Source organism: Pseudomonas spartinae (genome assembly GCF_965197125.1).
GTDB classification, from domain to species: domain Bacteria; phylum Pseudomonadota; class Gammaproteobacteria; order Pseudomonadales; family Pseudomonadaceae; genus Aquipseudomonas; species Aquipseudomonas composti_A.
The window spans coordinates 55,914-81,928 of sequence record NZ_CBDAMB010000008.1 but is presented as its reverse complement, the minus strand read 5'-3'; the positions used below and the strand labels follow the sequence as shown (position 1 = coordinate 81,928).

Below are 26,015 nucleotides of genomic sequence, written 5' to 3'. Positions count from 1 at the left end.
GACCTTGGCTCAAGCCGTTTGCTTTGACTGAGCCCTGCGAGTGCGGCCTAATTCGCCCGTCCCAATCCGATCGAGCAGCGTCTGCAATGCCCAGCCCCATCATGCGCCCCAGCACGCTTCATTTGCCCCAAGGCGACTGGGCGACGGTACTCGATTGCCTGTGCGATCACTTCCCTGCCATCGGCCGCGCCATCTGGCTGCAGCGTATGGCGCGCGGTCGGGTGCTGGATGCGGCCGGCGCGCCCATCGATGCCACGCATCCCTATCGGGTCGGCCTCAAGGTGCGCTATTTCCGCGAGGTGCCAAACGAGACGCCGATTCCCTTCGCCGAGCAGGTGCTGTGGCAGGACGAGCACCTGCTGGTTGCGGACAAGCCGCATTTTCTGCCGGTGATGCCGGCCGGTGAGTACGTCGAGCAGACGCTGCTGGCGCGCCTGATCAAGCGCACTGGTAATCCCGACCTGGTGCCGATTCACCGCATCGACCGGCTCACCGCCGGCCTGGTGCTGTTCTCGGTCGAGCCGCGCAGTCGTGGCCAGTACCAGGCGCTGTTTCGCCAGCGTGCGGTGGAAAAGTGCTACGAGGCCATCGCTCCGGCGTTGCCGCAGCTGCAGTTTCCCTACCTGCATCGCTCGCGCATGGTCGAGGGCGAGCCGTTCTTTCGCATGCAGGAAGTCGCGGGCGAGGCCAACAGCGAAACGCGTATCGAGGTGCTGGAACGACGCGGCGAACTGTGGCGTTACGGCTTGTCGCCAGTGACCGGGCGTAAACATCAGCTGCGCGTGCATCTGGCCGGGCTCGGCGCGCCAATCGTCGGCGACGACTTCTATCCGCAGTTGCTGGAGTCGCGCAACCTGCCGGACGACTACAGCAAGCCGCTCAAGCTGCTGGCGCGCGGCCTGCGCTTCGTCGATCCGCTCAGTGGGCAAGCGCGCGAGTTCGCCAGTCAGCTGCACTTGCAGTGGTAGCTATGGCGCAGGCGGGGAGTGGGCCGTGAAAAGGCCCGCGCGAGGCGGGCCAGGCTCGAGCAGCGCAGGCTACTGAATCAGCCCGAACTCATCGGCCAGTTTTCGGTACTCGGCTACCTGCTCATGGACGAACTGCTCCAGCTCTGTGCCGGTCTTCGACAGCGGCAGCAAATCGAACTGTTCGCGCTTGGCATTGAAGCCGTCATCGGCCAGTAGCGTTTCGAAACGCTGCTGCCACCACTTGAAGTCCTCGTCACTGACTTGCGGGCCCATGTAGAAGCCTCTGACTATCGGCCAGACAACGTCGTAGCCTTGTTCCTTGGCCGTGGGAATGTTGGCCATCTTTCCTGGCAGTCGCTCTTCGGCCAGCACGGCGAGAATACGAACATTGCCGGCATCGAGCTGTGCAGTCGCCTCGCCGAAGCCGCTGACGATCGCCTGAACGTGGCCGCCGAACAGGGCCGTCATGGGTTCGCCGCCTCCTTCGAAGGCCACGTACCTGAGCTTGTCAGGTGCGATGCCGGCACTGCGTGCGATCAGCGCAGCCTGCATCCAGTCCTGGCTACCGACGGTGCCGCCAGCGCCGATCACCAGGTCTGACGGTGCTTCTTTGAGTCGTGCAATCAGGTCATCGAAGGTCTGCAGCGGTGAGTCACGATGAACGATAACGGCACCGTAATCCGTGCCGATGGCGGCCAGCCAGCGAACGTCATTTTCGCTGTAGCGCCCGAACTTGCCTTGCGCCAGATTCAACAGCGAACCACTCGACCAGGCGGTGATGACGCCTGCCGCTTTGGGGCGTAAGGCAACCACGGCGTTGTAAGCCACAGCACCTATGCCGCCGGGCATGTAGGTGACGCGCATCGGAGCCTTGAGCAGGCCGGCGTCCTTCAGCCCGCTCTGCGCGAGCTTGCAGGTGATATCGAAGCCACCGCCGGGCTTGGCCGGGGCGATGCATTCCGGACGTTTGGGCTCGGCGAGCGCCATGCTGGCTGCAAGCAGACCCGAGGTCAGCAGCGCTGCGTAGGTGAGGCGATTGTTCATGCGTTCTCCTGTGGAGTTTTATTGTGGTTCAGGCTGAGACACCGCTGGCGGCGTCGGGACAACGAGCGGGCTGCACTGTGCATCCCGCCTGTATGGGGCAACCGCTCAGTCACTGCCGAGCTTGAGGTGGTCCGGCTGACGCTTCTCGATCGCATGCTTGAGCAGCGCCGCGCTGCGGAAGATGCCATGGGCGAACTTGCCGTAGGGCATGGTGAGGAAGAACGCCATCACCGTGCCGAGGTGAATGGCCAGCAGCACCGCCATCGCGCCGCTATCGCGCCAGGCCAGCAAAGCCAGGCCGGTCAGGCTGATCAGCAGCAGTAGCAGGATGAAGCCGCGGTCCATCGGCGCCTGGGCGCGGTCGCCATGCTCCGGGTCACGCCGATAATTGAGCCACAGCAGCCCGGCAGGGCCGACCACAAGGCCGATGCCGCCCAGCGTGCCGAGCAGGACCGGCACGCTCAGCAGCGGATAGGGCGCGTGCAGGCCGAGCAGGTAGTGATAGAGCGTGGCGACACTGGTGGAGGCCAGGCACAGCATGAAGCCGTAGAAGGTGAAGTGGTGAAAGCGCCGGCGCCACAGGGTGAAGCGATCGCTGTCGTTGTTGCAGCCTTCGCCATGGCCGCCGTCGAGGTACTTGAGCTTGAGCACCGCGCCGGAGGCTTCGGCGATGGCCGCACCACTGGCCAGCGCTTGTGCATCGGCTGGGCTGATCGCCCGCCAGAAGCGGGTGACGCCGATGGCCAGGGCGAGGATGGCGAAGCCAAAGGCGCCGCCGAACATCAGGGCCAGGGTGTTGTGCGGGAAGATCGCGTAGAAGTTACCGGCCAGTGGCCCGGGAAACAGCGTGCCCTTGACCAGCAGCGTGAGCAGCAGGAACAGCGCCAGCGAAGCGGCCAGGGCCAGCGACAGGGTCAGGCCGTTGCGTTGGTAGAGCGTGCCCAGCTTGCCGGGCCAGGCGTATTCGACGTAGGTGTTGAGGCGCACCTTGGCCATCGCCTGCGGCACGTTCACGGCGAACTCGTGCGGCGAGGCGTACTGGCAGGCATGCAGGCAGGCGCCGCAGTTGTGGCAGAGGTTGGCCAGGTAATGGATGTCGGCCTTGGCGAAATCCAGGCGCCGGGTCATGGCCGGGAATACCGCGCAGAACCCTTCGCAGTAACGGCAGGCGTTGCAGATATGCATCTGCCGGTCGACTTCAGCTTCGTGGACGTTGAGCAGAGGAATCAGGTCTTGCTGCGCCGCGCTCTGGCTGGCAGCGGCGACTTGTATGACTTCAGGCGATTGCACGGGACTCTCCAGCGCTTGTTGTAGTGGGGCCATGACCGGCTGCCGCAGCGGCCTGAGTACCGGCGATGCGGCCGAAGGCGGTGCCGATGGACATGCCGACGCCCGCCGTGTAGCCCTTGCCGAGCACGTTGCCTGCCATCATTTCGCCGGCCACGAACAGGTTCGCGCTGGGCTTGCCGGCAAAGCGCACGGCGGCGCTGTCGTCGGTCTTCAGGCCGAGGTAGGTGAAGGTCACCCCCGGCTTGAGCGGGTAGCCATAGAAGGGTGGGGTGTCGATGGGGCGCGCCCAGTGGGTCTTGGCCGGCGTCACGCCTTCGGTGTGGCAGCCGTCGAGACGGGTGTGATCGAAGTCATTGCCCACGCAGGCCTGGTTGTAGGCCTCTAGGGTTTTGACGAAGGCCTCGACCGGCAGGCCGAGTTTGCTGGCGAGTTCCTCCAGGCTGTTGGCGGTGGTGCCGGGGAATACCGGCGGCATGAAGCGGCCGATGGCCTTCTGGTCGATGATCGAGAAGCCGACCTGGCGCGGCTGCTGGGCCACCAGCCGGCCCCAGATGGCGTAGCGCTTGGGCCAAAAATCCTCGCCCTCGTCGTAGAAGCGCTCGCCCTCGCAGTTGACCACCACGCCCAGCGATACGCAGTCGATACGGGTGCAGATACCACCGTCGTAGAGCGGGGCGCGAGCGTCGATGGCGACCATGTGCGCCTGGGTCGGATCGCCGATGGTCTCGGCGCCGGCATCGATCAGGCGACGCAAAAGCACGCCGTTGTTGAAACGGGTGCCACGGATCAGGAAGTTGTCCGCCGGGTATTCGCCGCGTTCGTTGACGCCCCAGGCTTCGCGCAGCCACTGCCGGTTGGACTCGAAACCGCCCGCGGCCAGCACGCAGGTGCGCGCTTCGATGCGCTCGGCCGGATGTTGCTTGCCATCGATCTGCCGCGCGGGGATGTGCGCCGCGACGAAGCGGTCGCCGTCGAGTTCGATGTCATCGACCGGTGCGTCGTAGCGAATCTGTACGCCGAGGCGTTCGGCGCTGCGGTAGTAGGCGTTGACCAGCGCCTTGCCGCCGCCCATGAAAAAGGCGTTGGTGCGCGCCACGTGCAGGGCTCCGGACAGCGGCGGCTGGAAGTGCACGCCATGGCTGCGCATCCAGTCTCGGCAGTTGGACGAAGCGCGGATGACCAGGCGCGCCAGGTGCTCGTCGGTCTGCCCGCCGGTGACCTTGAGCAGGTCTTGCCAGAATTCTTCTTCGGGGTAGGACTCGACCAGCACGTCCTGCGGGGCGTCGTGCATACAGCGCAGGTTGCGGGTGTGCTGCGAGTTGCCGCCGCGCCACTGGCGCGGAGCGCCTTCGAGCAGCATGACGCTGGCCCCCGCTTCACGCGCCATCAGCGCCGCGCACAAGGCGGCGTTGCCACCACCTATCACCAGAACATCGATCATCTCGTCTCCTCGTTTGCAGAGGAGCACTACGTGAAAGCCCCTCTGTGGCTGGGGACTTTAAGAGGCGGCTATGGGGCCCGAAAGGCCAGGAACGCCGGGGGGTGTTCAGTATTTCTAAACACCGCGGCGAGCTCAGGCGTCGTGTTCGTCCAGCAGATGAGCGCCTGGCCAGCGGCCGTTGGCGACCAACTCGCGAGTGGTCTCCAGAATCGCCACGCGTGCGGCCAGCGCTGCCGGGGACAGTTCATCGTCGGGCAGGGACACCAGCAGATTGCGCCGGCCGGCATGGGCATCGGCGATCTGCACCACGTGCAGGCCCTGTTCGCCGGCTCTGGCGGCCACGGCGCCTGGCTGGATGGTGGCGGCGTAACCGGCCTTGACCGTCTCCATCAGCAGCGCCAGGCCGTCGACATTCATCACCACGCTGGGTTCGCAGCGCGAGTGGGTGAAGGCATTGTTGATGGTGCTGCGCAAGCCGTGCTGGTCGCTCGGCAGCACCAGTGGCACCTGCGTCAGCTCGGCGAGCGTGACGCTGTCGCCGCTGGGCACACCCGGCAGGCCGCTGGGCGAGATCAAGAACAGCTTCTCGTCAAGCAGCGGCCTGACACGGCAGCGCCTGCCCGGGTCGCTGTGAAAGAGGATGGCCAGATCCAGCTGGCGTGCCTGCAACTGGCTGCTCAGGTAGCCAGAGAGCATTTCCACCATATGCAGCTGGATGTTCGGGTAGCGCTGGCGCATCACCGCGATCAGCGGCAAGGCCAGAACCGAAGAGGTGCTGGGCGCGAAGCCCAGACTCACGTAACCACTCATGCGCTCTCGCTGCGCGGCCTGGGCGGCGTTTTCCGCCTGGCGCAGGGTGAGCTGGGCATGATGCTGGAAGGCGATGCCGGCGGGGGTGGGCGAAACACCGATGCTGCTGCGTGTCAGCAGCCGGGTGCTGAGTTCGTTTTCCAGCTTGCTGATCTGCTGGCTCAGTGCCGAGGTGCCGACGTTCAGCTCCAGAGCCGCACGGCCCAGGCTGCCGTGTTCGACCACCTTGAGAAAGTAACGCAGTTGTCTGAGCTCCATCGCCTGTCCGTCCTCGCTGGGGGAGTGCCGAGGATAGTGGCCTGGTCCGGGAAGGAAAGAGTCGAATGCTTGTCAGGGGCAAAAAAAAGCCCGCACAAGGCGGGCTAAGCGTGGTTCTTGCACCAGAGCTTGAATAAGGGTTCGGCGAGAAACATCACCAGGAACAGTCTGAGCACCTGCAGTGCCGTGACCAGCGCCACCGAAAGCTGAAGTGCCTCAGCAGTCAGGCACAGTTCGGTGATGCCGCCGGGCATCATGCCGAGCATCAGTGACAGGTGATCTTCGCCGGCCAGCCAGCCGAGTACCTCGCCCAGCAGGGCAGCGGTAAGCATGGCCAGCAGGGTGAAGGCCAGGACGCGGGCGAGAAAGCCCGGCGCACTGCGGAAGAAGGCCCGGTCGAAATGGCAGCCCAGAGCGCAGCCGATCAGCCACTGGCCGAACTGGCCCAGGCCTGCCGGCAGGCCCAGGTGCAGATCGAAACTGGCGCTGGCCACCGCGCTGGCGACCAGCGGGCCGAGCATCCAGGGATTGGGCTGTTTCAGCCGTCCCCAGAGCAGGGCCAGCAAGGCGCCGGCAGTCAGCAGGCCTGCGAGCCAGGCCAAGTCCACTGGCGCGCGCGCCGGAGCGGGAACGTCCGGCAGGCTCCAGGTGAAGATGGCCGGGATCAGCAGCACCACCAGCAGTAGACGCAGGCTGTGCGCGGCAGCCACACGGGCTGGTTGGGCATCGTGGCGCAGCGCCAGGTTGACCATCTCGCTGGCACCGCCGGGCATGCTGGCGAAGAAGGCCGTGGCGCGGTCGACACCGCTGCGGCGCAGGATGGCAATACCGATCAGGCTGAGCAGGGTGGTGCCGATGGCACCCATGACGATGACCGGGAAATGGCTGATGACCTGTTCCAGCACCTCGCTGGTGAAGTGCAGGCCGATCCCGGTTGCAACCAGCCACTGGCCGGCCTTGCGCCCGCCCGGCAGTTCACTGAAGGCGCGGTTGGTCAGGCAGCGCACGAGGATCACTGCCAGCAAGGAGCCGACCATCCACGGCAAAGGCCAGCCGGCGAGGCTGGCCAGGTAACCGCCGACCGCACCGGCCAGCGGCGTTACCCATAGATCACGCGGCAGGGGCATCAGCCTGTGCCTTGATCTGCTTGCGTCGACGCATCCAGCGGATGCCCGGCAGGGCCAGCATCAGTACGACAAGTGCCCACAGTACCAGGGTGATCGGGCTGCCCCACAGGATGCTCAGGTCACCGGCGGAGATCGACAGGGCGCGACGCAGGTTGTCCTCCATCATTTCACCCAGTACGAAGCCGAGGATCACTGCCGAAAGCGGGAAGTCCAGCTTGCGCAAGATATAGCCGAACACACCCAGGGCGATCATCAGGACCAGGTCGAAGGTGGTGCTGTGCACTGCATAGACACCGACCATGCTGATCACGGTGATGGCAGGTACCAGCACCCAGTTCGGCACGCTGAGCATGCGCGAGAACAGGCCGACCAGCGGGATGTTCATCACCAGCAGGATGACGTTGCCGATGAACAGCGAGGCGATCAGGCCCCAGACCACGTCGGGCTGCTGTTCGAACAGCAGCGGGCCGGGCGTGATGTTGTACAGGGTCAGTGCACCGATCATCACTGCCGTGGTGCCCGAACCGGGTACACCAAGGGTCAGCATCGGGATCAGCGAGCCACAGGCCGAGGCGTTGTTGGCCGACTCGGGAGCGGCCAGGCCGCGCAGGTCGCCCTCGCCGAACTTGCCGCTGTCACCTGCCAGGCGTTTTTCGGTCATGTAGGTCATGGCGCTGGCGATGGTTGCGCCGGCACCCGGCAGGACGCCGATGACGAAGCCGGCGACCGAGCTGCGGATCATGGTCCAGAAGGTGAAGCAGTATTCCTTGAAGTTGAACAGCACACGGCCGCTCGCCTTCACGGCTTTCTGGCCGTTGTGGGTGTTTTCCAGCATCAGGAGGATTTCGCTGACGCTGAAGAAACCGATCACCACGATGACGAACTGGATGCCATCGGACAGGCTGACGCTGTCGAAGGTGAAGCGATACACGCCGGTGGTCGAGTCCACGCCGACCGTGGCCAGGGCCAGGCCGATCAGTGCCGAGAGCAGGGTCTTGACCGGCTTGTCGCCGACCATGCCGCCCAGGCAGGCGATGGCGAAGATCATCAGCACGAAGTATTCGGCCGGACCGAAGGCCACTGCCCATTTCGCCAGGATTGGCGCGAACAGCACCACGCCGCAGGTGGCAATGATACTGCCGGTGAAGGAGCTCACGGCCGACAGCGACAGGGCGATACCCGCCTTGCCCTGACGTGCCAGCGGGTAGCCGTCGAGGGTGGTCATCACCGCAGCAGCATCGCCAGGCACGTTGAGCAGGATGGCGGAAATACGGCCACCGTACTCGCAACCCAGATACACCGCGGCGAGCAGAATCAGTGCGGTTTCCGGCGGCAGGCCAAGGGCGAAGGCCAATGGCAGCAGCAGGGCAACGCCGTTGATCGGGCCCAGGCCCGGCAGCAGACCGACGATGGTGCCAACGAAGGCACCGAATAATGCAACCAGCAGGTTGGTCGGCCGGGTGGCGACGTCAAAACCCTGCATCAGAAAATGTAATGTATCCATCTCAGCTCTCCACCAACGCTTCGAACACGCCCAGTGGCAGCGGAACGTCTAGCGCATAATCAAACAATGCATACAGCAGTACGCCCATCAGGACGCCGCTAATCAGGCACGGCAGCACACGACCCGTGAACAGCAGACCGAGGACGAAGGTGGCCAGCGCGGTGCTCAGGACGAAGCCCAGGGGCTCGAAGAGAAAGGCGTAAGCCAGCAGGGTGAGGATGCACAAGCCTGCACGCTGCAGCGCTTGGCGGCTGAGCGCCTCAGTCTGCGGACCCGGCTTGAACACCAGCCAGGCGGAACCGGCAGCCATCAGTGCCAGCAGCAGCAGCGGGTAGGCCCTGGGGCCGACAGGGTCGTAGGCGAAGGGGGCCTGGAAGCCCCAGGCGATGACTGCGAGACAGGCGCACAGCAGCAACCAGATCGCAGCGAACAGGCGAACGTACATAACAGTGGTCTCTTGCGTTGGGACAGGATCGAGCGGCGAGGCGCTCAACTACAGGTTCGGCGTTGGGCGACGCCGAACCTGTCGATGCAGTTATTCCTGCATCAGGCCGAATTCACCGGCCAGGGCCTTGTACTCAGCAACCTGCTTGTGAACCAGGGCATCGAGCTCATCACCCGTAACCGACAGTGGCAGCAGGTCACGCTGTTCACGCAGCTTGGCGAACTCTTCGCTGGCCAGCAGGGTGTCGAACTGCTGTTTCCACCAGTTGAACTGCTCGTCGCTGACTTCCGGGCCCATGTAGAAGCCACGGATGACCGGCCAGCTGATGTCGTAGCCCTGCTCCTTGGCAGTGGGGATGTCGGCCAGCTTGCCCGGCAGACGCTCGTCGGACAGCACGGCGAGGATGCGCACTTTCTTCGCTTCCAGCTGCGGGGTGACTTCGCCCAGGCCACTGCTGGTGACCTGGACATGGCCGCCGAGCATGGCAGTGAGGGTTTCGCCGCCGCCTTCGAAGGCGACATAACGCAGGTTTTTCGGGTCGATACCGGCCAGGCGAGCGATCAGCGCGGTCTGCATCCAGTCCTGGCCACCGATGGTGGCGCCAGCGCCGAAGACGATGCTGGACGGATCTTTTTTCAGCGCCTGAACCAGGTCGTCGAGGTTTTTGTACGGAGAGTCTGCGCGCACGGTGATCGCGCCGTAGTCGGTACCGACCGCAGCCAGCCAGCGCACTGCGTTCTCGTCATAGCGACCGAATTTGCCCTGGGCCAGGTTCAGCAGCGAGCCGCTGGAGAAGGCGGTGATGGTGCCCGGATCCTTGGCGCGCTGGGCGACCACGGCGTTGTAGGCCACGGCGCCAACGCCACCGGGCATGTAGGTGACGCGCATCGGCGCCTTGAGCAGGCCTTCATCCTTGAGACCACTCTGGGCCAGCTTGCAGGTCAGGTCGAAACCACCACCGGGTTTGGCCGGGGCGATGCATTCGGGGCGCTTGGGTTCGGCAGCCATCAATTGGCTGGCGAAGGCCAGGCAGGCGGTCGCCAATGCGGCGCGAGTCAGTACGGATTTCATGATCAGTGATTCCTCGTGAGTCTTGTTGTTGTTTACCAAATCGGCAGGGTGTAGCCGACGATTACACGGTTCTCGTCCGCGTCGCGGGCGAAGTCGGAGCGGAAGCTGGCGTTGCGCACACGTACGTAAAGGTCCTTGAGCGGGCCGTTCTGCACGACGTACTTGAACTCGATGTCACGTTCCCATTCGCCGCCACGGTCATCGGAACCGGCGACGCGAGCATCGTCACCGCGAATGTAGCGGGTCATGAAGGTCAGCCCGGGAACACCGATGCTGGCGAAGTTGTAATCATAGCGGGCCTGCCAGGAGCGCTCGTCGGCGTTGGCGAAGTCATTGATTTGCACGAAGTTGGCCAGGAACGGGTCGCTGCCATCGATGTAGGCAAAGCCGGTGTCGCCGCTCATGTCCTGGAACCCCAGGCCGAACTTGTGCGCGCCCAGGCCGTAGCTGACCATACCGTTGATGGCGCGGTTGTCGACCTTGCCGGCCTTGGCAGCACCGCTGTCGCGGCTGTAGATCAGGCGCAGGTCGCTGCTCAGGGTACCGGGGCCGATCTTGTGGCTGGTGAGCAGGCCGAGGAAGTGCTGGCGATAGATGTCGTCAAGGTCGGCGAAGTAGTAACGGCCGGTGAGACCGGGAGCGAACTTGTAGTCGACACCGGCCAGATCGAGGTGGTCAGCCTGGATGCCACCGGCAAAGCGGCGGTTCTTGCTGTTGAGCACCAAGTCTTCTTCGTCGGTCGAGGCGCGGTCGATGACCTTGTCCAGACGACCGCCAGTGAAGGTCAGACCTTCCAGCTCGGAGGAGGTCAGCAGCCCCCCTTCGAAGACTTGCGGCAGCAGGCGACTGTCGCTGGCCTTGACCACCGGCAGCTCGGGAACATGCGAGCCATAGCGGAACTCGGTGGCGGAGACCTTGACCTTGGCCGTCAGACCTACGCGGCCGAATTCGTCGGCGGAGCGACCGTCGTCATGCACGGGCAGCAGGTCGGTGCCAGTGCGGCCGCGGCCGGAGTCGAGCTTGAGGCCGAGCAGGCCCATGGCGTCCAGGCCGAAGCCGACGGTTCCTTCGGTGAAGCCGGACTGCAGATCGAGGCGAAAACCCTGGCCCCATTCTTCGCGCTTGTTCTGACCGTCGAACTGACGGAAGTCGCGATTCAGGTAGATATTGGTGGCAGTCAGGCTGGCTGTGCTGTCTTCGATGAAGGCGGCGTTGGCAAGAGGGGCAGCGCCGATAGCGGCGATTGCCAGGCAGAGCAGGCGGACAGGCGGCAGGGCCTGGCGTGAGGCTGCGAGCATCATGTGGTCTCCGTTTTTGTTCTTGTCGCCACTTGGCACCACTGCCAAGTCGCTTGAGCAGGTGGATCGAGCCACCTTGCAATGATGCTATGAGCGCAAGCTTTCACTAGGCTTTCATGGGCGAAAGAATTTCACGGCGCTATTCGCGGCGTTATGACGAGGCGGGCGAGGCCGTGTGAATTCGCTGCTTTGGCAATTGGGCAATTCACAGCGGCTGCCGGGGCGCTACACTGCGCGCCTTTGACGATGCTGCAGTTGGAGGTAGTGGTGCGGATTCTGCTGGTCGAAGACCATCCGCAATTGGCGGAAAGCGTGGCCCAGGCGCTGAAAGGCGCCGGTTGGACCGTGGACGTTCTGCACGACGGCGTTGCCGCTGACCTTGCGCTTTGCAGCGAAGAGTACGCCTTGGCAATCCTCGATATCGGTCTGCCGCGTCTGGACGGTTTCGCGGTGCTGTCACGTCTGCGTGGCCGTGGCCAGACTCTGCCTGTGCTGATGTTGACTGCGCGCGGCGAGGTCAAGGATCGCGTGCATGGCCTCAACCTCGGCGCCGATGACTATCTGGCCAAGCCCTTCGAGTTGACCGAGCTTGAGGCGCGGGTCAAGGCGCTGTTGCGGCGCAGCGTGCTCGGGGGCGAGCAACTGCAGCGCTGTGGCGATCTGGTCTACGACCTTGGCGCGCGCCGCTTCAGTCTCAAGGGTGAAGCGCTCAGCCTGACCGCGCGCGAGCAGGCCGTGCTGGAGGCGATGATCGCCAGGCCGGGCAGGGTGATGAGCAAGGAGCAACTGGCGGCGCAGGTATTCGGTCTGGACGAGGATGCCAGTCCGGATGCCATCGAGATCTACATCCATCGCTTGCGCAAGAAACTCGAGGGCAATGCAGTACGCATCGTCACGTTTCGCGGTTTGGGCTACCTGCTGGAAGCCGTCGAGGCATGAGTCGTGGCGTCAGCTTGCGCGGGCGTTTGCTGCGACGCCTGGCCCTGCTGCTGTCGCTGATCCTGCTGCTGAGCAGTATCAGCGCCTACTGGAGTGCGCGTCGCGCAGCCGACACCGCCTATGACCGTACGCTGCTGGCGTCGGCGCGGGCGGTCGCCGACGGTCTATACGCCGAGGACGGCCGGCTGCGCGCCAATGTTCCCTACGTGGCACTGGATACCTTCGCGTACGACAGTGCCGGGCGCATCTACTACCAGGTGCTCGATCCGCAGGGCAATCAGGTTTCCGGATACGAGGATCTGCCGCCACCGCCGCCGGCCACGCCGCGCACCGATGATTATCCGGCGCTGGCGCACTTCTACGATGCCGAGTACCGCAATCAGGGCATACGCGTGGTCAGCTTTCTGCAGCCAGTCAGTGATCCACAGCTCAACGGTATTGCCGAAATCCGCGTGGCGGAAACGCAGGGCGCGCGCGAGCGGATGGCCCGTGAACTGTTGATCGGCACCCTGTGGCGCATGGGCCTGCTGTCGGTCAGCGCGCTGCTGCTGGTGTGGCTGGCCGTGAACCTGGCCTTGCGGCCGCTGGAGGCATTGCGCCGGGAGGTGGCCGAGCGGGCCAGCGACGATCTGCAGCCGCTGCCGGACGGCGATCTGCCCCGTGAGGTGCTGCCGCTGGTGGCAACGCTGAACCAGTTCAACGAGCGTTTGCAGGGGTTGTTCGAGCGCCAGTCGCAGTTCATCGCCGATGCGGCGCATGAGTTGCGTACGCCGCTGGCAGCGCTCAAGGCTCGTATCGCTCTGGGCTTGCGCGCCGAACAGCCCGAGGAGTGGCGCAGCACCTTGGAGCAGGTGGCGCAGCAGGGCGATCGGCTGACGTCGCTGGCTAACCAATTGCTGTCCCTGGCGCGTATCGAGAGCGGTGCGCGAGCTATCACCGAGGGCGGCGCGCAGCGTATCGATCTCAGCTTGCTGGCGCGTGAGCTGGGTCTGGCCATGGCCCCTCTGGCCCATGCCCGTGGTGTCGCACTGGCGCTGGAGGCTGATCAGCCGGTCTGGATCGACGGCGAGCCGACGCTACTCAACGAACTGCTGAATAACCTGCTGGACAACGCGTTGGCGCACACGCCGGCCGGCGGCAATCTGGTTATCCGCGTCCTGGCTCCGGCGTTGCTGGAGGTCGAGGACGATGGGCCGGGGATTCCTGAGGCCGAGCACGAGAAAGTCTTCGAGCGTTTCTACCGGCGCAGCAACCTGGGCAGTGGTGCGGGCCTGGGCCTGGCCATCGTTGGCGAGATCTGTCGTGCTCATCAGGCTCGGGTCAGCCTGCATCAGGTGCAGCCGCATGGTCTGCGGGTGCGTGTCGAGTTTCCGCCTTCAGTGGTTGAGGCTTAGCGGCTGCTGAATTTCCAGCAGGTACTGGGACAGCTTGCCGCTTTCGCGCAGCTGGCGCAGGCCGCGATTGAAACGCTGCATCAGTTCGGCATTGCCGGCTACCTGGCGCGACAGCAGCAGGTGCAGGCTGTCGCTGCGCAGGGGCGTGCGGTGAAAACTCAGGCGCTGGCGCTCGGCGGCGCTGAATTTCTGATAGAGCAGGTCGAAGCCCACCACCTTGTCCACGGGAAACAGGTCGATACGCCCGGCCAGCAGTTGGCGTAAGCCCTGCTCGTCGCCATTGAGGCGCGTTACCTTGAGTTCGCCGGCGGCTTCGGCGCGTTGGAACGCCTCGCCGTAGTCATAACCACGCGTACCGGCGATGCGCAGGTCACGCAGATCCTCGACAGTGTTCCAGTCAAAGGCATCAGCCTTGCGGTGAAACAGGTAGTAACCGCTTTCGACTACCGGCTCGCTGATATGAAAGCGTTGCTCGCGCTCGGGGTTGGCCAGCCAGACGGCGCTGCCGTCGCGCTGGCCTTGCTCGGCCATCTTCAGTGAGCGTGCCCAGGGGTGAAATTCCCATTGCACGTCTATTCCCTGCAGCGCAAACGCCTCGACCACGATGCGCGAGGCCACGCCATGGTGGGGCAGGGTTTCACCGAGGTAGGGTGGCCACTCGCCGTTGGTCAGGCGTACCTGTTCGGCGGCCTGGGCGCTGCCGAACAACAGGGCGAGCAGGAGAAATGCATGACGCATGACGCTACGTCGTCGAGCGAATGACTCGAGTGTAGAGGCATTTTGTGACCTGCATCCCTGCAGATCACCCTTCGGGCCGTCGCGCCGCGACGTCAAGAAGTGTTCCCGACAATTTTTTGCCATCCGTGGCGAGGCGCTTTTACTGCAGCATGCTCATGGCCGCTTCCATGGCGGCGGAAAGGTCTTCGTCGGCCTGCATGTCGACCTGTGGGTCCAGGCCGAGCTTGGCGAACGCCGGCACCTTGCTCCAGTCCAGCTGGGTGTAGGGGTGCTCGCTACCCAGGTAGCTCTGCAGCGTGGCGACCTGGACGATATCGACGTAATCGACCTTGGCCGAGTCGCGCGTGAAGTCCAGGTACTGGCTCGGCACGATGGCGATGGGCTCGGGAAATTCCCAGGTGCGCAGGATCTTGTCGCCGATGATCGGATGGATCTGCTCGATCACGTGGTTGAGGCTGATGGAGTCGGCCAGCAGCTCATTGTGCTCTTCGGCGTAGGTGAGGATCGGCAGTACGCCGATCTGGTGCACCAGGCCGGCGAGGGTCGCCTGGTCGGGCATCAGGCGAGTGTAGTGACGGCACAGCACGTGGCAGATACCGGCGATCTCGGTGCTCTTGTTCCACACCTCGCGCATCTTGCGGTCGACCACGTCGCTGGTAGCCTGGAACATCTGCTCCATGGCCAGGCCGGTGGCCAGGTTGCAGGTGTAGTTGATGCCTAGACGGCTGACGGCCATCTGCAGGTCGGTGATTTCCTTGTTGCTGCGCAGCAGGGGGCTGTTGACCACCTTGATGATGCGCGCGGTCAGGGCGGCATCGTTGCCGATCACCTTGCTGATCTGCGGGATGCCCACGTCCGGATCTTCCGCGGCCTCACGAACCTTCAGCGCCACCTCGGGCAGGGTGGGCAGCACCAGTTCATCGTTCTCGATGGCGTGGATCAGTTCCTGTTGGACTTTTTCGGCAAGCTTGCTCATGAAATGGCTCTCTTAGGCGATCCGATGCGGCGCCAGGGAAGTTTAGTCAGCGCTGGATTTCCTGGTCGGCATCCAGCTGATAAGGCAGGTCGAGCAGGGTCAGTGTCGGGCCGTCGCTGCTGCCGAGATGGATGCGACCATCGTGTTGCGCATCCTCTTGCAGTACCGCGAGCAGCTCGACGGCATCGCCGGTTTGGGCGGCCAGCACCACTTCTCCAACGCTGGAGCCATGCACCGGGGAGAACAATTCGACGCCGACGGCCGGTAGCTCGGCAGCGACCAGGCGCAGGCGCTGCAGGCGACGCTTGAGTTTGCCCAGGTACTGCATGCGCGCGATGATTTCCTGGCCGGTGTAGCAGCCTTTCTTGAAACTCACGCCGCCCAGGGCTTGCAGGTTGATCATCTGCGGGATGAACAGCTCACGGGTGGCGCCGAACACCTGGCCCACGCCGGCGCGAACCTGAGCCAGCAGCCAGTCGTTCAGTGGTGCCTGCGGCAGTTGTGCGGCCAGGCGGCTATGCAGCCGCTCGGCGTCGGCTGCTGGCGCCCACAGCTCGGCACGGCCGTCGCTCAGGCGTACCGCCAGCAGCGTGCCGGTGCTGGCCAGAGAATCACTGGCATCGCTCAGCTGCAGGCCAAGTTCGCTCAGTACGGCATCGCCACCTGCCAGGCCGAAGCGCACCCAGGCGCTACTCTCGTCGCTGAGCTTGGATTTGGAGAACACCGCGTATTTCTGCAAGTCGGCTTGCTGCGGCTCGATCAGTTCGCGTGCCATGGCCAGCAGGTAGCCATCTTCCTGCGGGACGATGCGAAAGCTCGACAGCATGCGGCCCTTGGGCGTGCAGCGGGCGCCAAGGCTGGACTGGCTGGCATTCAGGTAGTTGAGGTTGCAGGTCACTTGGCCCTGCAGGAACTTGGCTGCGTCCGCGCCGCGTACTGCGAGCAGGCCTTCGTGATCGAGGCGGGTGAAGTAAGCGCTATCGGCCATGGTGCAAATCGAGTCACTGAATAAAGGACAGGGGCGTCATCATAGTGGGCGTGGCAGGGGCTTGTCAGCGCAATTGCGCAGTGTCTCGGTGAACAGTTGGGCAATTCGCCGTTATACTGCCGCCCTCGTTCGAGGAGTCCGTTGCATGGTTGAGCAAAGTGAACTGAATCGCCTGTTCTGGCATAGCCGTCGTGGCATGCTGGAGCTGGACGTACTGCTGGTGCCTTTCGTCCAGGAGGTATACCCGACTCTGGATGCCGAGAACCAGGCGCGCTATCGCAAGCTGCTGGAGTGCGAAGATCAGGACATGTTCGGCTGGTTCATGCAGCGCGGCGAGCCTGAGGACGCCGACCTGCGCCACATCGTGCGCATGATCCTGGATCGTGTCCAACCCAAGTGATGTCTTCGAGTGCCATTGGCAGCCCTCTCGCTGGCTGCTGAGGCTCTACCTGTCGGTCCTGGCGCTTGCCCTGCTGGCGCCCTGGCTGGCCGACATTCCCCTCTGGTCGAAACTGCTGTCGCTTGCGGCGTGCCTGCTGCATGCGAGCTGGGTATTGCCGCGGCATATGCTGCTGACCGCTCCGCAGGCTGTCACCGGCTTGCGTCGTGATGCCTTTGGCTGGCATCTGTACAGTGCCGCCGCGGGCTGGCAAGCGGTGCAGCTGCGCCCTGACAGCCTGGCCTTGCCGCTGCTGGTGGTGTTGCGCTATCGCTTGCCGGGCCAGCGCCTCAGTCGCGGGGCGTGCGTGCCGCGTGACGCGCTGGCGCCCGAGCAGCACCGGCGCCTGCGTTTGCGTCTGAAGTTCAGCCGGCGTCGCTGGGCGCAGCCTGGGGCGTCGGCGTCAGGATAGTGTCTCGGGCTTCGGCCAATTGCTCCGGGTAGTCGAGGGTGTAGTGCAGGCCGCGGCTTTCGTGGCGCTGCATGGCTGAACTGATGATCAGCTCGGCGACCAGGGCGAGGTTGCGCAGCTCGATCAGGTCGCGACTGACTTTATAGTTCGAATAGAACTCATCGATCTCGTCCAGCAGCAGTCGTACGCGATGCTGTGCGCGTTGCAGGCGTTTGTTGGTGCGCACGATACCGACGTAGTCCCACATGAACCGGCGCAGCTCGTCCCAGTTGTGGGCGATGATCACGTCTTCGTCCGAGTCGGTGACCTGGCTGGCATCCCAGCACGGCAGGCCGCTCGGCATGCTCACGCTGTCCAGTTGATCGGTGATGTCGGCGCAGGCGGAGCGGGCGTAAACGAAGCACTCCAGCAGCGAGTTGCTGGCCATGCGATTGGCACCATGCAGGCCGGTGAAGCTGGTCTCGCCGATGGCGTACAGGCCTGGCACGTCGGTGCGACCATGTTGATCGACCACCACGCCGCCGCAGGTGTAGTGCGCAGCAGGGACCACCGGAATGGCTTGCTTGGTGATGTCGATGCCGAAGCTCAGGCAGCGCTCGTAGACGGTGGGGAAGTGACTCTTGATGAACTCTGCGGGTTTGTGGCTGATGTCCAGGTAGACGCAGTCTATCCCCAGGCGCTTCATCTCGTGGTCGATGGCGCGGGCAACGATGTCGCGTGGTGCCAGTTCGGCGCGCTCATCGAAGCGCTGCATGAAGCGCTCGCCGTTGGGCAGCTTGAGCAGACCGCCTTCGCCGCGCACGGCCTCGGTGACCAGGAAGCTCTTGGCCTGCGGATGGTAGAGGCAAGTGGGGTGAAACTGGTTGAACTCCAGATTGCCTACGCGGCAGCCGGCGCGCCAGGCCATGGCGATGCCGTCGCCGCAGGCTCCATCCGGATTGCTGGTGTAGAGGTAGACCTTGGCGGCCCCGCCAGTGGCGAGAATCACGAAACGGGCGTTGAACGTGTCCACTTCGCCCTGCGCTCGGTCCAGTACATAGGCGCCCAGGCAACGCTCTCCGTCGAGGCCCAGTTTGCGCTCGGTGATCAGGTCCACCGCTACGCGTTGCTCCAGTAACTCGATGTTCGGGCGCTGTCGCGCCTGCTCCAACAGCGTATTGAATATCGCTGCGCCGGTAGCGTCGGCTGCGTGAATGATGCGTCGGTGGCTGTGGCCGCCTTCGCGGGTGAGGTGGAACTCGAAGCCACCGTCTTCGCGCGCGGTTTCATCGTCACGAGTAAAGGGAACGCCCTGGTCGATCAGCCACTGGATGGCTTCACGGCTGTGTTCTACCGTGAAGCGCACGGCGTCCTCGCGGCACAGGCCGGCGCCTGCATCGAGGGTGTCGGCGACGTGGGATTCGACCGTGTCGGTATCGTCCAGTACCGCCGCCACACCCCCTTGCGCCCAATAGGTCGAGCCATTGGCCAGGTTGCCTTTGCTCAAGACCGCGATGCGCAAGTGGGTAGGCAGGGTGAGGGCTAGGGTCAGGCCGGCGGCGCCGCTGCCGATAACCAGAACGTCGTGCTGGAAGTGTTGGCTCATGTCCGAGTTCCGCGTGAAAGCGAGCCCTAGTATATAGAGAGGGGCGGCGGCACAATAGGTGGCTTATGACCGACTGCAGTGCTCGGGAACTTTCTTAGTCGTTAAGGTTCCATAGAGGGTCGCCCATATAAGGGAGAGCGCTTGCGCGTGCCTGCATCCGAAGTAAGCGGAGGATGTGGAAATGAGCGGCGATAAGATTATTTGCGCACGCGAAAAAAGTTTCGTTTGCGCCATTCCTGGCAGAGAAAAGAAATCTCTGCGGGAAGCTTGCTTGGAGGGGAGAACTTTTGCGTAAGGCCCGAGTCTATCTTGGCAAGCTGATTCGCTTTTGGGCGCAGGCCTCCTTCAAGCCATATGAGGAGAGTGCATGCTAACCCAGGAAGATGATCAGCAGCTGGTCGAGCGAGTGCAGCGTGGTGACAAGCGCGCCTTCGATCTGTTGGTGCTGAAGTATCAGCACAAGATCCTCGGTTTGATCGTGCGATTCGTGCACGACACCCACGAGGCTCAGGATGTCGCTCAGGAAGCGTTTGTCAAAGCTTACCGAGCGCTTGGAAACTTTCGCGGTGACAGTGCGTTCTATACATGGCTGTACCGCATCGCCATCAACACGGCGAAGAATTATCTGGTTTCCCGCGGTCGGCGGCCGCCAGATAGTGATGTCAGTAGCGATGACGCGGAGTTCTACGACGGCGACCATGCCCTCAAGGACATCGAGTCACCGGAGCGGGCATTGCTGCGCGACGAGATCGAGGCCACCGTGCATCGAACCATCGCCCAGCTGCCGGACGATTTGCGCACAGCTCTGACTTTGCGCGAGTTCGAAGGTTTGAGTTACGAGGACATTGCCAGCGTCATGCAATGTCCGGTAGGTACGGTACGTTCGCGGATCTTCCGCGCACGTGAAGCAATTGATAAGTCCCTGCAACCTCTGTTGCAGGACGCCTAAGGCAGCGGCGACAGCCAAGAGAGGAACACCATGAGTCGTGAAACCCTGCAGGAATCGCTGTCCGCGGTGATGGATAACGAAGCGGACGAACTGGAACTGCGGCGTGTGCTCGCAGCCAGCGAGGAAGGCGAGCTGCGTGGCACCTGGTCACGTTATCAGATCGCCCGTGCAGCCATGCACCGTGAGTTGCTGGTGCCGCAATTGGACATCGCTTCTGCGGTTTCCGCGGCGCTAGCCGACGAGGCAGCGCCGGCCCGCAAGACGCCAATCTGGCGTAGTGTCGGGCGAGTGGCAGTGGCTGCATCGGTGACCGTTGCAGTGCTGGCGGGTGTGCGTTTCTACAATCAGGATGATTTGGCTGGCGCCCAACTGGCCCAGCAGGATGCTTCCCCGGTGCTCTCGGTGCCGCAGGTGCAAGGTCCTGCACTGCTGGCTGGTTACAACAGCAGCGAGGAAGTCGGCGAGCCAGCCAAGATTGGCACTGCCAGCTGGCATGAGCAGCGCCTGCCGAGCTACCTGCGTCAGCATGCGCAGGAAGCCGTGATGGGTGCAGGTGAAACTGCTCTGCCCTATGCTCGGGCTGCCAGCTTGGAAAACCGCTAAGCGCTGAGGAGTCACATGCGCGCGATTCCCCTCTACCTTCTCGGCGGTCTGCTGGCGTTGCCAGTACAGGCTGCCGAGGTGCAGGACTTGCTCGGACGCCTCGCTGCGGCTGAGCGTCAACAAAGCTTCCAGGGTACGTTCATCTATGAGCGCAACGGGAGTTTCTCCACCCACGCCGTTTGGCATCGCGTGGAGGAGGGGGGCGACGTTCGCGAGCGCCTTCTGCAGCTCGACGGTCCTGCCCAGGAAGTGCTGAAAGTCGACGGTCAGGCGCAGTGCGTCACCGGCGCTCTGGCCGATGAGATCAGTGAAGGGCAGGCATGGCCTGCTCGCCAGCTTGATGCCGAGCAGTTGAGCAACTGGTACGACATTCGCGTCGCGGGTCAATCGCGCATCGCCAACAGGCCGGCGGACGTGCTGGTGTTGGCTCCCAAGGATCAGCACCGGTATGGCTTCGAGTTGCATCTTGATCGGGAAACCGGTCTGCCGTTGAAGTCCCTGATGCTGAATGAGCGCGGTCAGCTTCTGGAGCGTTTCCAATTCGCCCAGCTGGATACCACGGCACCTGCCGAAAATGCGATGCAGCCGAGTTCCGCTTGTGTTCCGGTGCGTTTTCGTCAGGCTGAGAGCATGGCTGAGGGTAGTTGGCGATCGGACTGGTTGCCGCCAGGTTTCACCCTGACCACTGCGCAGTTGCGCCATGGGCCTTCCCCGGATGATTCCGTCACCTATTTGATGTACGGCGATGGTCTGGCTCGATTCTCGGTTTTTCTCGAGCCGCTGAAAGGTAGCGTTGTCGAAGATGCACGCAGCCAGCTTGGGCCGACCGTCGCCGTTTCGCGGCGCATGAGCACCGATTCCGGTGATGTGATGGTCACCGTGGTGGGTGAAATTCCTCTGGGTACTGCCGAACGCATTGCCTTGTCCATGCGTGCGGGAGTGCCTGCACAGGCTAGCCAATGATCGAAGAGCAGGGGCGTGTAGTGGCGCTCGAGCCCGGCGCCGTCTGGGTCGAAACGCTACGCAAGAGCACCTGCTCGAGTTGCTCGGCCAATGCGGCCTGCGGTCAAGGTCTGATGGACCGCCTGGGTGTTGGTCGACAGCGCGGTTACGTTCGCGCCCTCAGTCAGAAGCAGCTGGCAGTGGGCGATACCGTGGTTATCGGTGTGCGCGAAGACCTGCTGGTGCGTAGTTCGCTTCTGGTTTATCTGCTTCCTCTTCTTGGTCTGTTCGCCGCGTCGCTGCTGGCGGACGGTCTCGGTCTGCCTGAGCCTCTGGTGATTGTCGCCGGCCTGAGTGGTCTGTTTGTCAGTTGGCTGCTGGTTCGTTGGCGCGCTGCTCGTGTCGCCGAGAACCCCTCGTTGCAACCCGTTGTCCTACGTACGCTGCTGGCGCCGTTGCCAGTGGCGGGTTGAGTGTGTCCGAGTTTTACATGGGGAGTCGTAGTACGATGAGAAAACTCAAGTCCATTGCGCCGCTGCTGGCAGTTGCCCTGCTCTGGGGGCAAAGTCTGTTGGCCCAGGCCAGCCTGCCTGATTTCACCAATCTGGTAGAGGAAGCCTCGCCTGCGGTAGTCAATATCAGTACCCGCCAGAAGATGCCTGAGCGCGCGGTTGCCGGTCAGCCGGGGCTGCCTGATCTCGAGGGCTTGCCTCCGATGTTCCGCGAGTTCTTCGAGCGCAGCATTCCGCAGGCTCCGCGCAATCCCGGTGGTCGCCAGCGTGAGGCGCAGTCGCTGGGTTCCGGATTCATCATTTCGCCGGACGGCTACATCATGACCAACAATCATGTGGTCGCCGACGCCGACGAGATCATCGTGCGTCTATCCGATCGCAGTGAGCTCGAAGCCAAGCTGGTGGGTGCCGATCCGCGTAGCGATGTCGCGCTGCTCAAGGTCGAGGGCAAGGATTTGCCCGTGGTGCGTCTGGGCAAGGCTGATGATCTGAAGGTCGGTGAGTGGGTGCTGGCCATCGGTTCGCCGTTCGGCTTCGATCACTCGGTAACAGCCGGCATCGTCAGCGCCAAGGGGCGTAACCTGCCGAGCGACAGCTACGTGCCGTTCATTCAGACCGACGTGGCGATCAATCCGGGTAACTCCGGTGGCCCGCTGTTCAACCTGCAAGGTGAAGTCGTTGGGATCAACTCGCAGATCTTCACCCGTTCCGGTGGCTTCATGGGCTTGTCTTTCGCTATCCCGATGGAAGTGGCCATGCAGGTGGCCGATCAGCTCAAGGCTGACGGCAAGGTCACTCGCGGCTGGCTCGGCGTGGTGATTCAGGAAGTGAACAAGGATCTGGCCGAGTCCTTTGGTCTGGACAAGCCGGCTGGTGCGCTGGTCGCGCAGGTGCTGGAAGATGGGCCGGCGGACAAGGGCGGCCTGCAGGTCGGTGACGTCATCCTCAGTCTCAACGGCAAGCCGATCATCATGTCGGCAGACCTGCCGCACCTGGTCGGTGGCCTGAAGCCGGGCGAGAAGGCCGAGCTGGATGTCGTGCGTGATGGTTCGCGCAAGAAGCTCAACGTCACCGTCGGTACGCTGCCGGAGGAAGGCCAGGAGCTGGCGTCATCCGACTCGGCGCAGGGTGGCGAGCGTAGCAACAACCGTCTGGGCGTCACCGTAGTGGAGCTGACCGCCGAACAGAAGAAAGGTCTCGACCTGAAAGGCGGTGTGGTGGTCAAGGAAGTGCTCAACGGCCCTGCTGCCATGATCGGCCTGCGTCCGGGTGACGTGATCACTCATCTGAACAACCAGGCCATCGACTCCACCAACACCTTCAGTCAGGTGGCGCAGGAACTGCCGAAGAATCGTTCGGTGTCCATGCGTGTGCTGCGTCAGGGGCGTGCCAGCTTCATCACGTTCAAGTTGGCTGAGTAATACCGGCAACACTGAAGAGGGGCGCTTTCAAGCGCCCCTCTTCGTATCTGCCCTGCGCTGCGCGGACGTGACGCGGTCGCGAGGGATCGGGTACAATCCGCGGCTATTTTCGGCAAGCGTCTTGCCCGTGCCCTCTTCGAGTGTTGATCTGTGAGTGACCTGAGTCATATCCGCAATTTTTCCATCATTGCCCACATTGACCACGGCAAGTCCACCTTGGCTGACCGTTTCATTCAAATGTGCGGCGGCCTCACCGCGCGTGAAATGGAGGCGCAGGTCCTGGATTCCATGGACCTGGAGCGTGAGCGCGGTATCACCATCAAGGCCCACAGCGTCACGCTTCACTACAAGGCGCAAGACGGCAAGACCTACCAACTGAACTTCATCGATACCCCCGGGCACGTCGACTTCACCTATGAGGTCAGCCGTTCCCTGGCCGCCTGCGAAGGCGCGCTGCTGGTGGTCGATGCCGGTCAGGGCGTCGAGGCGCAGTCGGTCGCCAACTGCTACACCGCCATCGAGCAGGGCCTGGAGGTCATGCCGGTGCTGAACAAGATGGACCTGCCGCAGGCCGATCCGGATCGCGTCAAGGACGAGATCGAGAAGATCATCGGCATCGACGCCACTGACGCGGTGGCGTGCAGCGCCAAGAGCGGCATGGGCGTGGACGAGGTGCTCGAGCGCCTGGTGCATACCATCCCCGCGCCGGTCGGCGAGATCGATGCGCCGCTGCAGGCGCTGATCATCGACTCCTGGTTCGATAACTACCTGGGCGTGGTGTCGCTGGTGCGCGTGCGCCAGGGGCGTGTGAAGAAGGGCGACAAGATTCTGGTCAAGTCCACCGGCAAGGTGCACCTGGTCGACAGCGTCGGCGTCTTCACCCCGAAACACACCGCGACTGCCGATCTCAAGGCGGGTGAAGTGGGCTTCATCATTGGCAGCATCAAGGATATTCACGGTGCGCCGGTCGGTGACACCCTGACGCTGTCCTCGACGCCTGAGGTCGAAGTGCTGCCTGGCTTCAAGAAGATCCAGCCGCAGGTCTACGCGGGTCTGTTCCCGGTCAGCTCCGATGATTTCGAGGACTTCCGCGATGCTCTGCAGAAGCTGACCCTGAACGACTCGTCGCTGCAGTACGCGCCGGAGAGCTCCGATGCGCTGGGCTTCGGCTTCCGTTGCGGCTTCCTCGGCATGCTGCACATGGAAATCATCCAGGAGCGCCTGGAGCGCGAGTACGACCTGGACCTGATCACCACTGCGCCGAGCGTGATCTACGAGATCGAACTCAAGACCGGTGAAACCATCACCGTCGACAACCCCTCCAAGCTGCCGGACGCCGCGGCGGTCGCCGATTTCCGCGAGCCGATCGTCACCGCGACCATCCTGGTTCCGCAGGAGCATCTGGGTAACGTCATCACTCTGTGCATCGAGAAGCGTGGCGTACAGCGCGACATGCAGTTCCTCGGCAGCCAGGTGCAGGTGCGTTACGACATGCCGATGAACGAAGTGGTGCTGGACTTTTTCGACCGCTTGAAGTCGACCAGCCGCGGTTATGCGTCGCTGGACTATCATTTCGATCGCTACCAGTCTGCCAATCTGGTCAAACTGGACGTACTGATCAATGGTGACAAGGTCGATGCCCTGGCATTGATCGTGCACCGTGATAACGCAGCCTATAAAGGGCGTGCGTTGACCGAGAAGATGAAGGAACTGATTCCTCGGCAGATGTTCGATGTGGCGATCCAGGCAGCCATTGGCGGCCAGATCATCGCGCGGACCACTGTCAAGGCGCTCAGAAAGAACGTACTGGCCAAATGTTACGGTGGCGACGTGAGCCGTAAGAAGAAGCTGCTCGAGAAGCAGAAGGCCGGTAAGAAACGCATGAAGCAGGTCGGTAACGTGGAAATTCCACAAGAAGCCTTCCTTGCTGTGCTCAGGTTGGATAGCTAAGGCTCTATGTCGATCAATTTCCCGCTTCTGTTGGTTATCGCGGTCGCCGTTTGCGGCTTCCTGGCCCTGATCGATCTGATTCTGCTGGCTCCGCGCCGCCGTGCGGCGATTGCGGCGTACCAGGGGCGGGTCGACGATCCCGACGACCGGGTGCTGGAGCGCCTGAGCAAGGAGCCCTTGCTGGTCGAGTACGGCAAGTCCTTCTTCCCGGTGCTGGCCATCGTGCTGGTATTGCGTTCGTTCCTGGTCGAGCCGTTCCAGATTCCTTCCGGGTCGATGAAGCCGACCCTGGAAGTGGGTGATTTCATCCTGGTGAACAAGTTCGCCTACGGCATTCGCCTGCCGGTGATCGATCAGAAGATCATCGAGGTGGACAACCCGCAGCGCGGCGATGTCATGGTGTTCCGCTACCCCAGCGATCCGAGCATCAACTACATCAAGCGTGTGGTGGGTCTGCCGGGCGACCGCATCGAGTACACCCAGGGCAAGCGCCTGTTGATCAATGGAGAGCCGGTCGCCGAGAAGCTGATTGGCGAAGAGCCTGGCAGCCTGGGCAGCGCGACGCTCTATCAGGAGCGTCTGGGCCAGGTCGAGCACACCATCCGCAAGGAAATGACCCGCATGCGCCGCGACCCTGGCGGCCAGTGGGTGGTGCCTGAAGGGCACTACTTCATGATGGGCGACAACCGTGACAATTCCAACGACAGCCGTTACTGGCGTGATCGTCATATCCCTCAGGAGCTGTGGGGCATGGTCCCGGACGATCATATCGTCGGCAAGGCCTTCGCCATCTGGATGAGCTGGCCGGAGCCCAAGACCAGCAATCTGCCCAACTTCTCTCGGGTCGGCCTGATTCATTGAGCACTGGCGCGCTGTTCAATACAGCGCCGCAGGCTATAAATAGTCTACGC

General features: G+C 63.2%; 25 protein-coding genes. 12 read left to right on the top strand and 13 right to left on the bottom strand.

Annotated features, from left to right (window positions below):
* The first annotated feature begins 86 nt into the window (after positions 1–86).
* A complete protein-coding gene (locus ACN8M7_RS17585) occupies positions 87–968 on the top strand; it encodes an RluA family pseudouridine synthase (RefSeq protein ID WP_490261614.1) in 882 nt (293 codons plus the stop codon).
* Positions 969–1,037: 69 nt separating this feature from the next.
* On the opposite strand, the gene ACN8M7_RS17580 is transcribed toward ACN8M7_RS17585, so the two are convergent.
* The 9 genes from ACN8M7_RS17580 to ACN8M7_RS17540 form a co-directional block, all read right to left on the bottom strand.
* Entirely contained in the window at positions 1,038–2,012 is a 975-nt protein-coding gene (locus ACN8M7_RS17580) for a Bug family tripartite tricarboxylate transporter substrate binding protein (protein ID WP_061243091.1), read from the bottom strand.
* A 105-nt stretch (positions 2,013–2,117) separates the two neighbouring features.
* Positions 2,118–3,284 (bottom strand): tricarballylate utilization 4Fe-4S protein TcuB, encoded by a 1,167-nt coding sequence (gene tcuB, locus ACN8M7_RS17575; RefSeq protein WP_490261737.1) that lies wholly within the window; start codon positions 3,282–3,284, stop codon positions 2,118–2,120.
* A 4-nt stretch (positions 3,285–3,288) separates the two neighbouring features.
* A complete protein-coding gene (gene tcuA, locus ACN8M7_RS17570; RefSeq protein WP_490261613.1) occupies positions 3,289–4,743 on the bottom strand; it encodes an FAD-dependent tricarballylate dehydrogenase TcuA in 1,455 nt (484 codons plus the stop codon).
* Positions 4,744–4,875: 132 nt separating this feature from the next.
* Positions 4,876–5,811 (bottom strand): LysR family transcriptional regulator, encoded by a 936-nt coding sequence (locus ACN8M7_RS17565; RefSeq protein WP_490261612.1) that lies wholly within the window; start codon positions 5,809–5,811, stop codon positions 4,876–4,878.
* 104 nt (positions 5,812–5,915) lie between these two features.
* Positions 5,916–6,938, bottom strand: a complete 1,023-nt coding sequence (locus tag ACN8M7_RS17560) for an AbrB family transcriptional regulator (protein ID WP_490261611.1) — start codon at positions 6,936–6,938, stop codon at positions 5,916–5,918.
* Positions 6,922–8,442: a tripartite tricarboxylate transporter permease gene (locus tag ACN8M7_RS17555; protein ID WP_061243104.1), complete on the bottom strand. Its 1,521-nt coding sequence runs from the start codon at positions 8,440–8,442 to the stop codon at positions 6,922–6,924. The genes ACN8M7_RS17560 and ACN8M7_RS17555 overlap by 17 nt, the downstream gene beginning before the upstream one ends.
* A 1-nt stretch (position 8,443) precedes the next feature.
* Complete coding sequence (locus ACN8M7_RS17550; RefSeq protein WP_061243107.1) at positions 8,444–8,887, bottom strand: tripartite tricarboxylate transporter TctB family protein; 444 nt, start codon at positions 8,885–8,887, stop codon at positions 8,444–8,446.
* 90 nt (positions 8,888–8,977) lie between these two features.
* The gene (locus ACN8M7_RS17545; protein WP_061243110.1) at positions 8,978–9,958 is read right to left on the bottom strand and encodes a Bug family tripartite tricarboxylate transporter substrate binding protein; all 981 of its coding nucleotides are present in this window, start codon (positions 9,956–9,958) and stop codon (positions 8,978–8,980) included.
* 32 nt (positions 9,959–9,990) lie between these two features.
* Positions 9,991–11,256: an OprD family porin gene (locus ACN8M7_RS17540; protein WP_061243303.1), complete on the bottom strand. Its 1,266-nt coding sequence runs from the start codon at positions 11,254–11,256 to the stop codon at positions 9,991–9,993.
* 267 nt (positions 11,257–11,523) lie between these two features.
* On the opposite strand from ACN8M7_RS17540, the gene ACN8M7_RS17535 reads away from it, so the two are divergent.
* Complete coding sequence (locus ACN8M7_RS17535) at positions 11,524–12,195, top strand: response regulator (protein WP_490261610.1); 672 nt, start codon at positions 11,524–11,526, stop codon at positions 12,193–12,195.
* Positions 12,192–13,589 carry a sensor histidine kinase gene (locus tag ACN8M7_RS17530; RefSeq protein ID WP_490261609.1) on the top strand — a complete coding sequence of 466 codons (1,398 nt, stop codon included), beginning with the start codon at positions 12,192–12,194 and terminating at the stop codon, positions 13,587–13,589. Before ACN8M7_RS17535 ends, ACN8M7_RS17530 begins: the two co-directional genes overlap by 4 nt.
* Here the strand turns inward: ACN8M7_RS17530 and ACN8M7_RS17525 are convergent.
* The 3 genes from ACN8M7_RS17525 to ygfZ all read right to left on the bottom strand — a co-directional run bounded on the left by ACN8M7_RS17525 (position 13,572) and on the right by ygfZ (position 16,291).
* A complete protein-coding gene (locus tag ACN8M7_RS17525) occupies positions 13,572–14,327 on the bottom strand; it encodes a substrate-binding periplasmic protein (RefSeq protein WP_061243115.1) in 756 nt (251 codons plus the stop codon). The genes ACN8M7_RS17530 and ACN8M7_RS17525 overlap by 18 nt on opposite strands.
* 139 nt (positions 14,328–14,466) lie before the next feature.
* A complete protein-coding gene (locus ACN8M7_RS17520) occupies positions 14,467–15,303 on the bottom strand; it encodes an HDOD domain-containing protein (RefSeq protein ID WP_061243117.1) in 837 nt (278 codons plus the stop codon).
* 46 nt (positions 15,304–15,349) lie between these two features.
* Entirely contained in the window at positions 15,350–16,291 is a 942-nt protein-coding gene (gene ygfZ / locus ACN8M7_RS17515; protein ID WP_490261608.1) for a CAF17-like 4Fe-4S cluster assembly/insertion protein YgfZ, read from the bottom strand.
* A 145-nt stretch (positions 16,292–16,436) separates the two neighbouring features.
* Between ygfZ and ACN8M7_RS17510 the strand changes: the two genes are divergently transcribed.
* Positions 16,437–16,691: an FAD assembly factor SdhE gene (locus ACN8M7_RS17510; RefSeq protein ID WP_013714656.1), complete on the top strand. Its 255-nt coding sequence runs from the start codon at positions 16,437–16,439 to the stop codon at positions 16,689–16,691.
* Positions 16,675–17,142 carry a protein YgfX gene (locus tag ACN8M7_RS17505; RefSeq protein ID WP_490261607.1) on the top strand — a complete coding sequence of 156 codons (468 nt, stop codon included), beginning with the start codon at positions 16,675–16,677 and terminating at the stop codon, positions 17,140–17,142. The genes ACN8M7_RS17510 and ACN8M7_RS17505 overlap by 17 nt, the downstream gene beginning before the upstream one ends.
* On the opposite strand, the gene nadB is transcribed toward ACN8M7_RS17505, so the two are convergent.
* Complete coding sequence (nadB, locus tag ACN8M7_RS17500) at positions 17,096–18,727, bottom strand: L-aspartate oxidase (protein WP_490261606.1); 1,632 nt, start codon at positions 18,725–18,727, stop codon at positions 17,096–17,098. The genes ACN8M7_RS17505 and nadB overlap by 47 nt on opposite strands.
* 367 nt (positions 18,728–19,094) lie before the next feature.
* On the opposite strand from nadB, the gene rpoE reads away from it, so the two are divergent.
* From rpoE to lepB, 7 genes are all read left to right on the top strand, one after another.
* Positions 19,095–19,676 (top strand): RNA polymerase sigma factor RpoE/AlgU, encoded by a 582-nt coding sequence (rpoE, locus tag ACN8M7_RS17495; RefSeq protein ID WP_037001376.1) that lies wholly within the window; start codon positions 19,095–19,097, stop codon positions 19,674–19,676.
* A gap of 30 nt (positions 19,677–19,706) precedes the next feature.
* Positions 19,707–20,279 carry a sigma-E factor negative regulatory protein gene (locus ACN8M7_RS17490; RefSeq protein WP_061243129.1) on the top strand — a complete coding sequence of 191 codons (573 nt, stop codon included), beginning with the start codon at positions 19,707–19,709 and terminating at the stop codon, positions 20,277–20,279.
* Between the two features lie 15 nt (positions 20,280–20,294).
* Positions 20,295–21,242 carry a MucB/RseB C-terminal domain-containing protein gene (locus tag ACN8M7_RS17485; RefSeq protein WP_061243132.1) on the top strand — a complete coding sequence of 316 codons (948 nt, stop codon included), beginning with the start codon at positions 20,295–20,297 and terminating at the stop codon, positions 21,240–21,242.
* On the top strand, positions 21,239–21,694 hold the full coding sequence (locus ACN8M7_RS17480) for a SoxR reducing system RseC family protein (protein WP_490261605.1): 456 nt from the start codon (positions 21,239–21,241) through the stop codon (positions 21,692–21,694). Before ACN8M7_RS17485 ends, ACN8M7_RS17480 begins: the two co-directional genes overlap by 4 nt.
* 35 nt (positions 21,695–21,729) lie before the next feature.
* Positions 21,730–23,154, top strand: a complete 1,425-nt coding sequence (locus ACN8M7_RS17475) for a DegQ family serine endoprotease (protein ID WP_490261604.1) — start codon at positions 21,730–21,732, stop codon at positions 23,152–23,154.
* A gap of 150 nt (positions 23,155–23,304) precedes the next feature.
* A complete protein-coding gene (gene lepA / locus ACN8M7_RS17470) occupies positions 23,305–25,104 on the top strand; it encodes a translation elongation factor 4 (protein WP_490261603.1) in 1,800 nt (599 codons plus the stop codon).
* A 6-nt stretch (positions 25,105–25,110) separates the two neighbouring features.
* The gene (gene lepB, locus ACN8M7_RS17465) at positions 25,111–25,965 is read left to right on the top strand and encodes a signal peptidase I (RefSeq protein WP_061243143.1); all 855 of its coding nucleotides are present in this window, start codon (positions 25,111–25,113) and stop codon (positions 25,963–25,965) included.
* Positions 25,966–26,015 lie beyond the last annotated feature (50 nt).

Excerpts from the sequence above, each read along its gene's own strand:
- ACN8M7_RS17585 (WP_490261614.1), top strand. The coding sequence starts at position 87 with ATGCCCAGCCCCATCATGCGCCCCAGCACGCTTCATTTGCCCCAAGGC.
- ACN8M7_RS17580 (WP_061243091.1), bottom strand. The coding sequence starts at position 2,012 with ATGAACAATCGCCTCACCTACGCAGCGCTGCTGACCTCGGGTCTGCTT.
- tcuA (WP_490261613.1), bottom strand. The coding sequence starts at position 4,743 with ATGATCGATGTTCTGGTGATAGGTGGTGGCAACGCCGCCTTGTGCGCG.
- ACN8M7_RS17565 (WP_490261612.1), bottom strand. The coding sequence starts at position 5,811 with ATGGAGCTCAGACAACTGCGTTACTTTCTCAAGGTGGTCGAACACGGC.
- ACN8M7_RS17560 (WP_490261611.1), bottom strand. The coding sequence starts at position 6,938 with ATGCCCCTGCCGCGTGATCTATGGGTAACGCCGCTGGCCGGTGCGGTC.
- ACN8M7_RS17555 (WP_061243104.1), bottom strand. The coding sequence starts at position 8,442 with ATGGATACATTACATTTTCTGATGCAGGGTTTTGACGTCGCCACCCGG.
- ACN8M7_RS17550 (WP_061243107.1), bottom strand. The coding sequence starts at position 8,887 with ATGTACGTTCGCCTGTTCGCTGCGATCTGGTTGCTGCTGTGCGCCTGT.
- ACN8M7_RS17545 (WP_061243110.1), bottom strand. The coding sequence starts at position 9,958 with ATGAAATCCGTACTGACTCGCGCCGCATTGGCGACCGCCTGCCTGGCC.
- ACN8M7_RS17540 (WP_061243303.1), bottom strand. The coding sequence starts at position 11,256 with ATGCTCGCAGCCTCACGCCAGGCCCTGCCGCCTGTCCGCCTGCTCTGC.
- ACN8M7_RS17530 (WP_490261609.1), top strand. The coding sequence starts at position 12,192 with ATGAGTCGTGGCGTCAGCTTGCGCGGGCGTTTGCTGCGACGCCTGGCC.
- ACN8M7_RS17525 (WP_061243115.1), bottom strand. The coding sequence starts at position 14,327 with ATGCGTCATGCATTTCTCCTGCTCGCCCTGTTGTTCGGCAGCGCCCAG.
- ACN8M7_RS17520 (WP_061243117.1), bottom strand. The coding sequence starts at position 15,303 with ATGAGCAAGCTTGCCGAAAAAGTCCAACAGGAACTGATCCACGCCATC.
- ygfZ (WP_490261608.1), bottom strand. The coding sequence starts at position 16,291 with ATGGCCGATAGCGCTTACTTCACCCGCCTCGATCACGAAGGCCTGCTC.
- ACN8M7_RS17510 (WP_013714656.1), top strand. The coding sequence starts at position 16,437 with ATGGTTGAGCAAAGTGAACTGAATCGCCTGTTCTGGCATAGCCGTCGT.
- nadB (WP_490261606.1), bottom strand. The coding sequence starts at position 18,727 with ATGAGCCAACACTTCCAGCACGACGTTCTGGTTATCGGCAGCGGCGCC.
- rpoE (WP_037001376.1), top strand. The coding sequence starts at position 19,095 with ATGCTAACCCAGGAAGATGATCAGCAGCTGGTCGAGCGAGTGCAGCGT.
- ACN8M7_RS17490 (WP_061243129.1), top strand. The coding sequence starts at position 19,707 with ATGAGTCGTGAAACCCTGCAGGAATCGCTGTCCGCGGTGATGGATAAC.
- ACN8M7_RS17485 (WP_061243132.1), top strand. The coding sequence starts at position 20,295 with ATGCGCGCGATTCCCCTCTACCTTCTCGGCGGTCTGCTGGCGTTGCCA.
- ACN8M7_RS17480 (WP_490261605.1), top strand. The coding sequence starts at position 21,239 with ATGATCGAAGAGCAGGGGCGTGTAGTGGCGCTCGAGCCCGGCGCCGTC.
- ACN8M7_RS17475 (WP_490261604.1), top strand. The coding sequence starts at position 21,730 with ATGAGAAAACTCAAGTCCATTGCGCCGCTGCTGGCAGTTGCCCTGCTC.
- lepB (WP_061243143.1), top strand. The coding sequence starts at position 25,111 with ATGTCGATCAATTTCCCGCTTCTGTTGGTTATCGCGGTCGCCGTTTGC.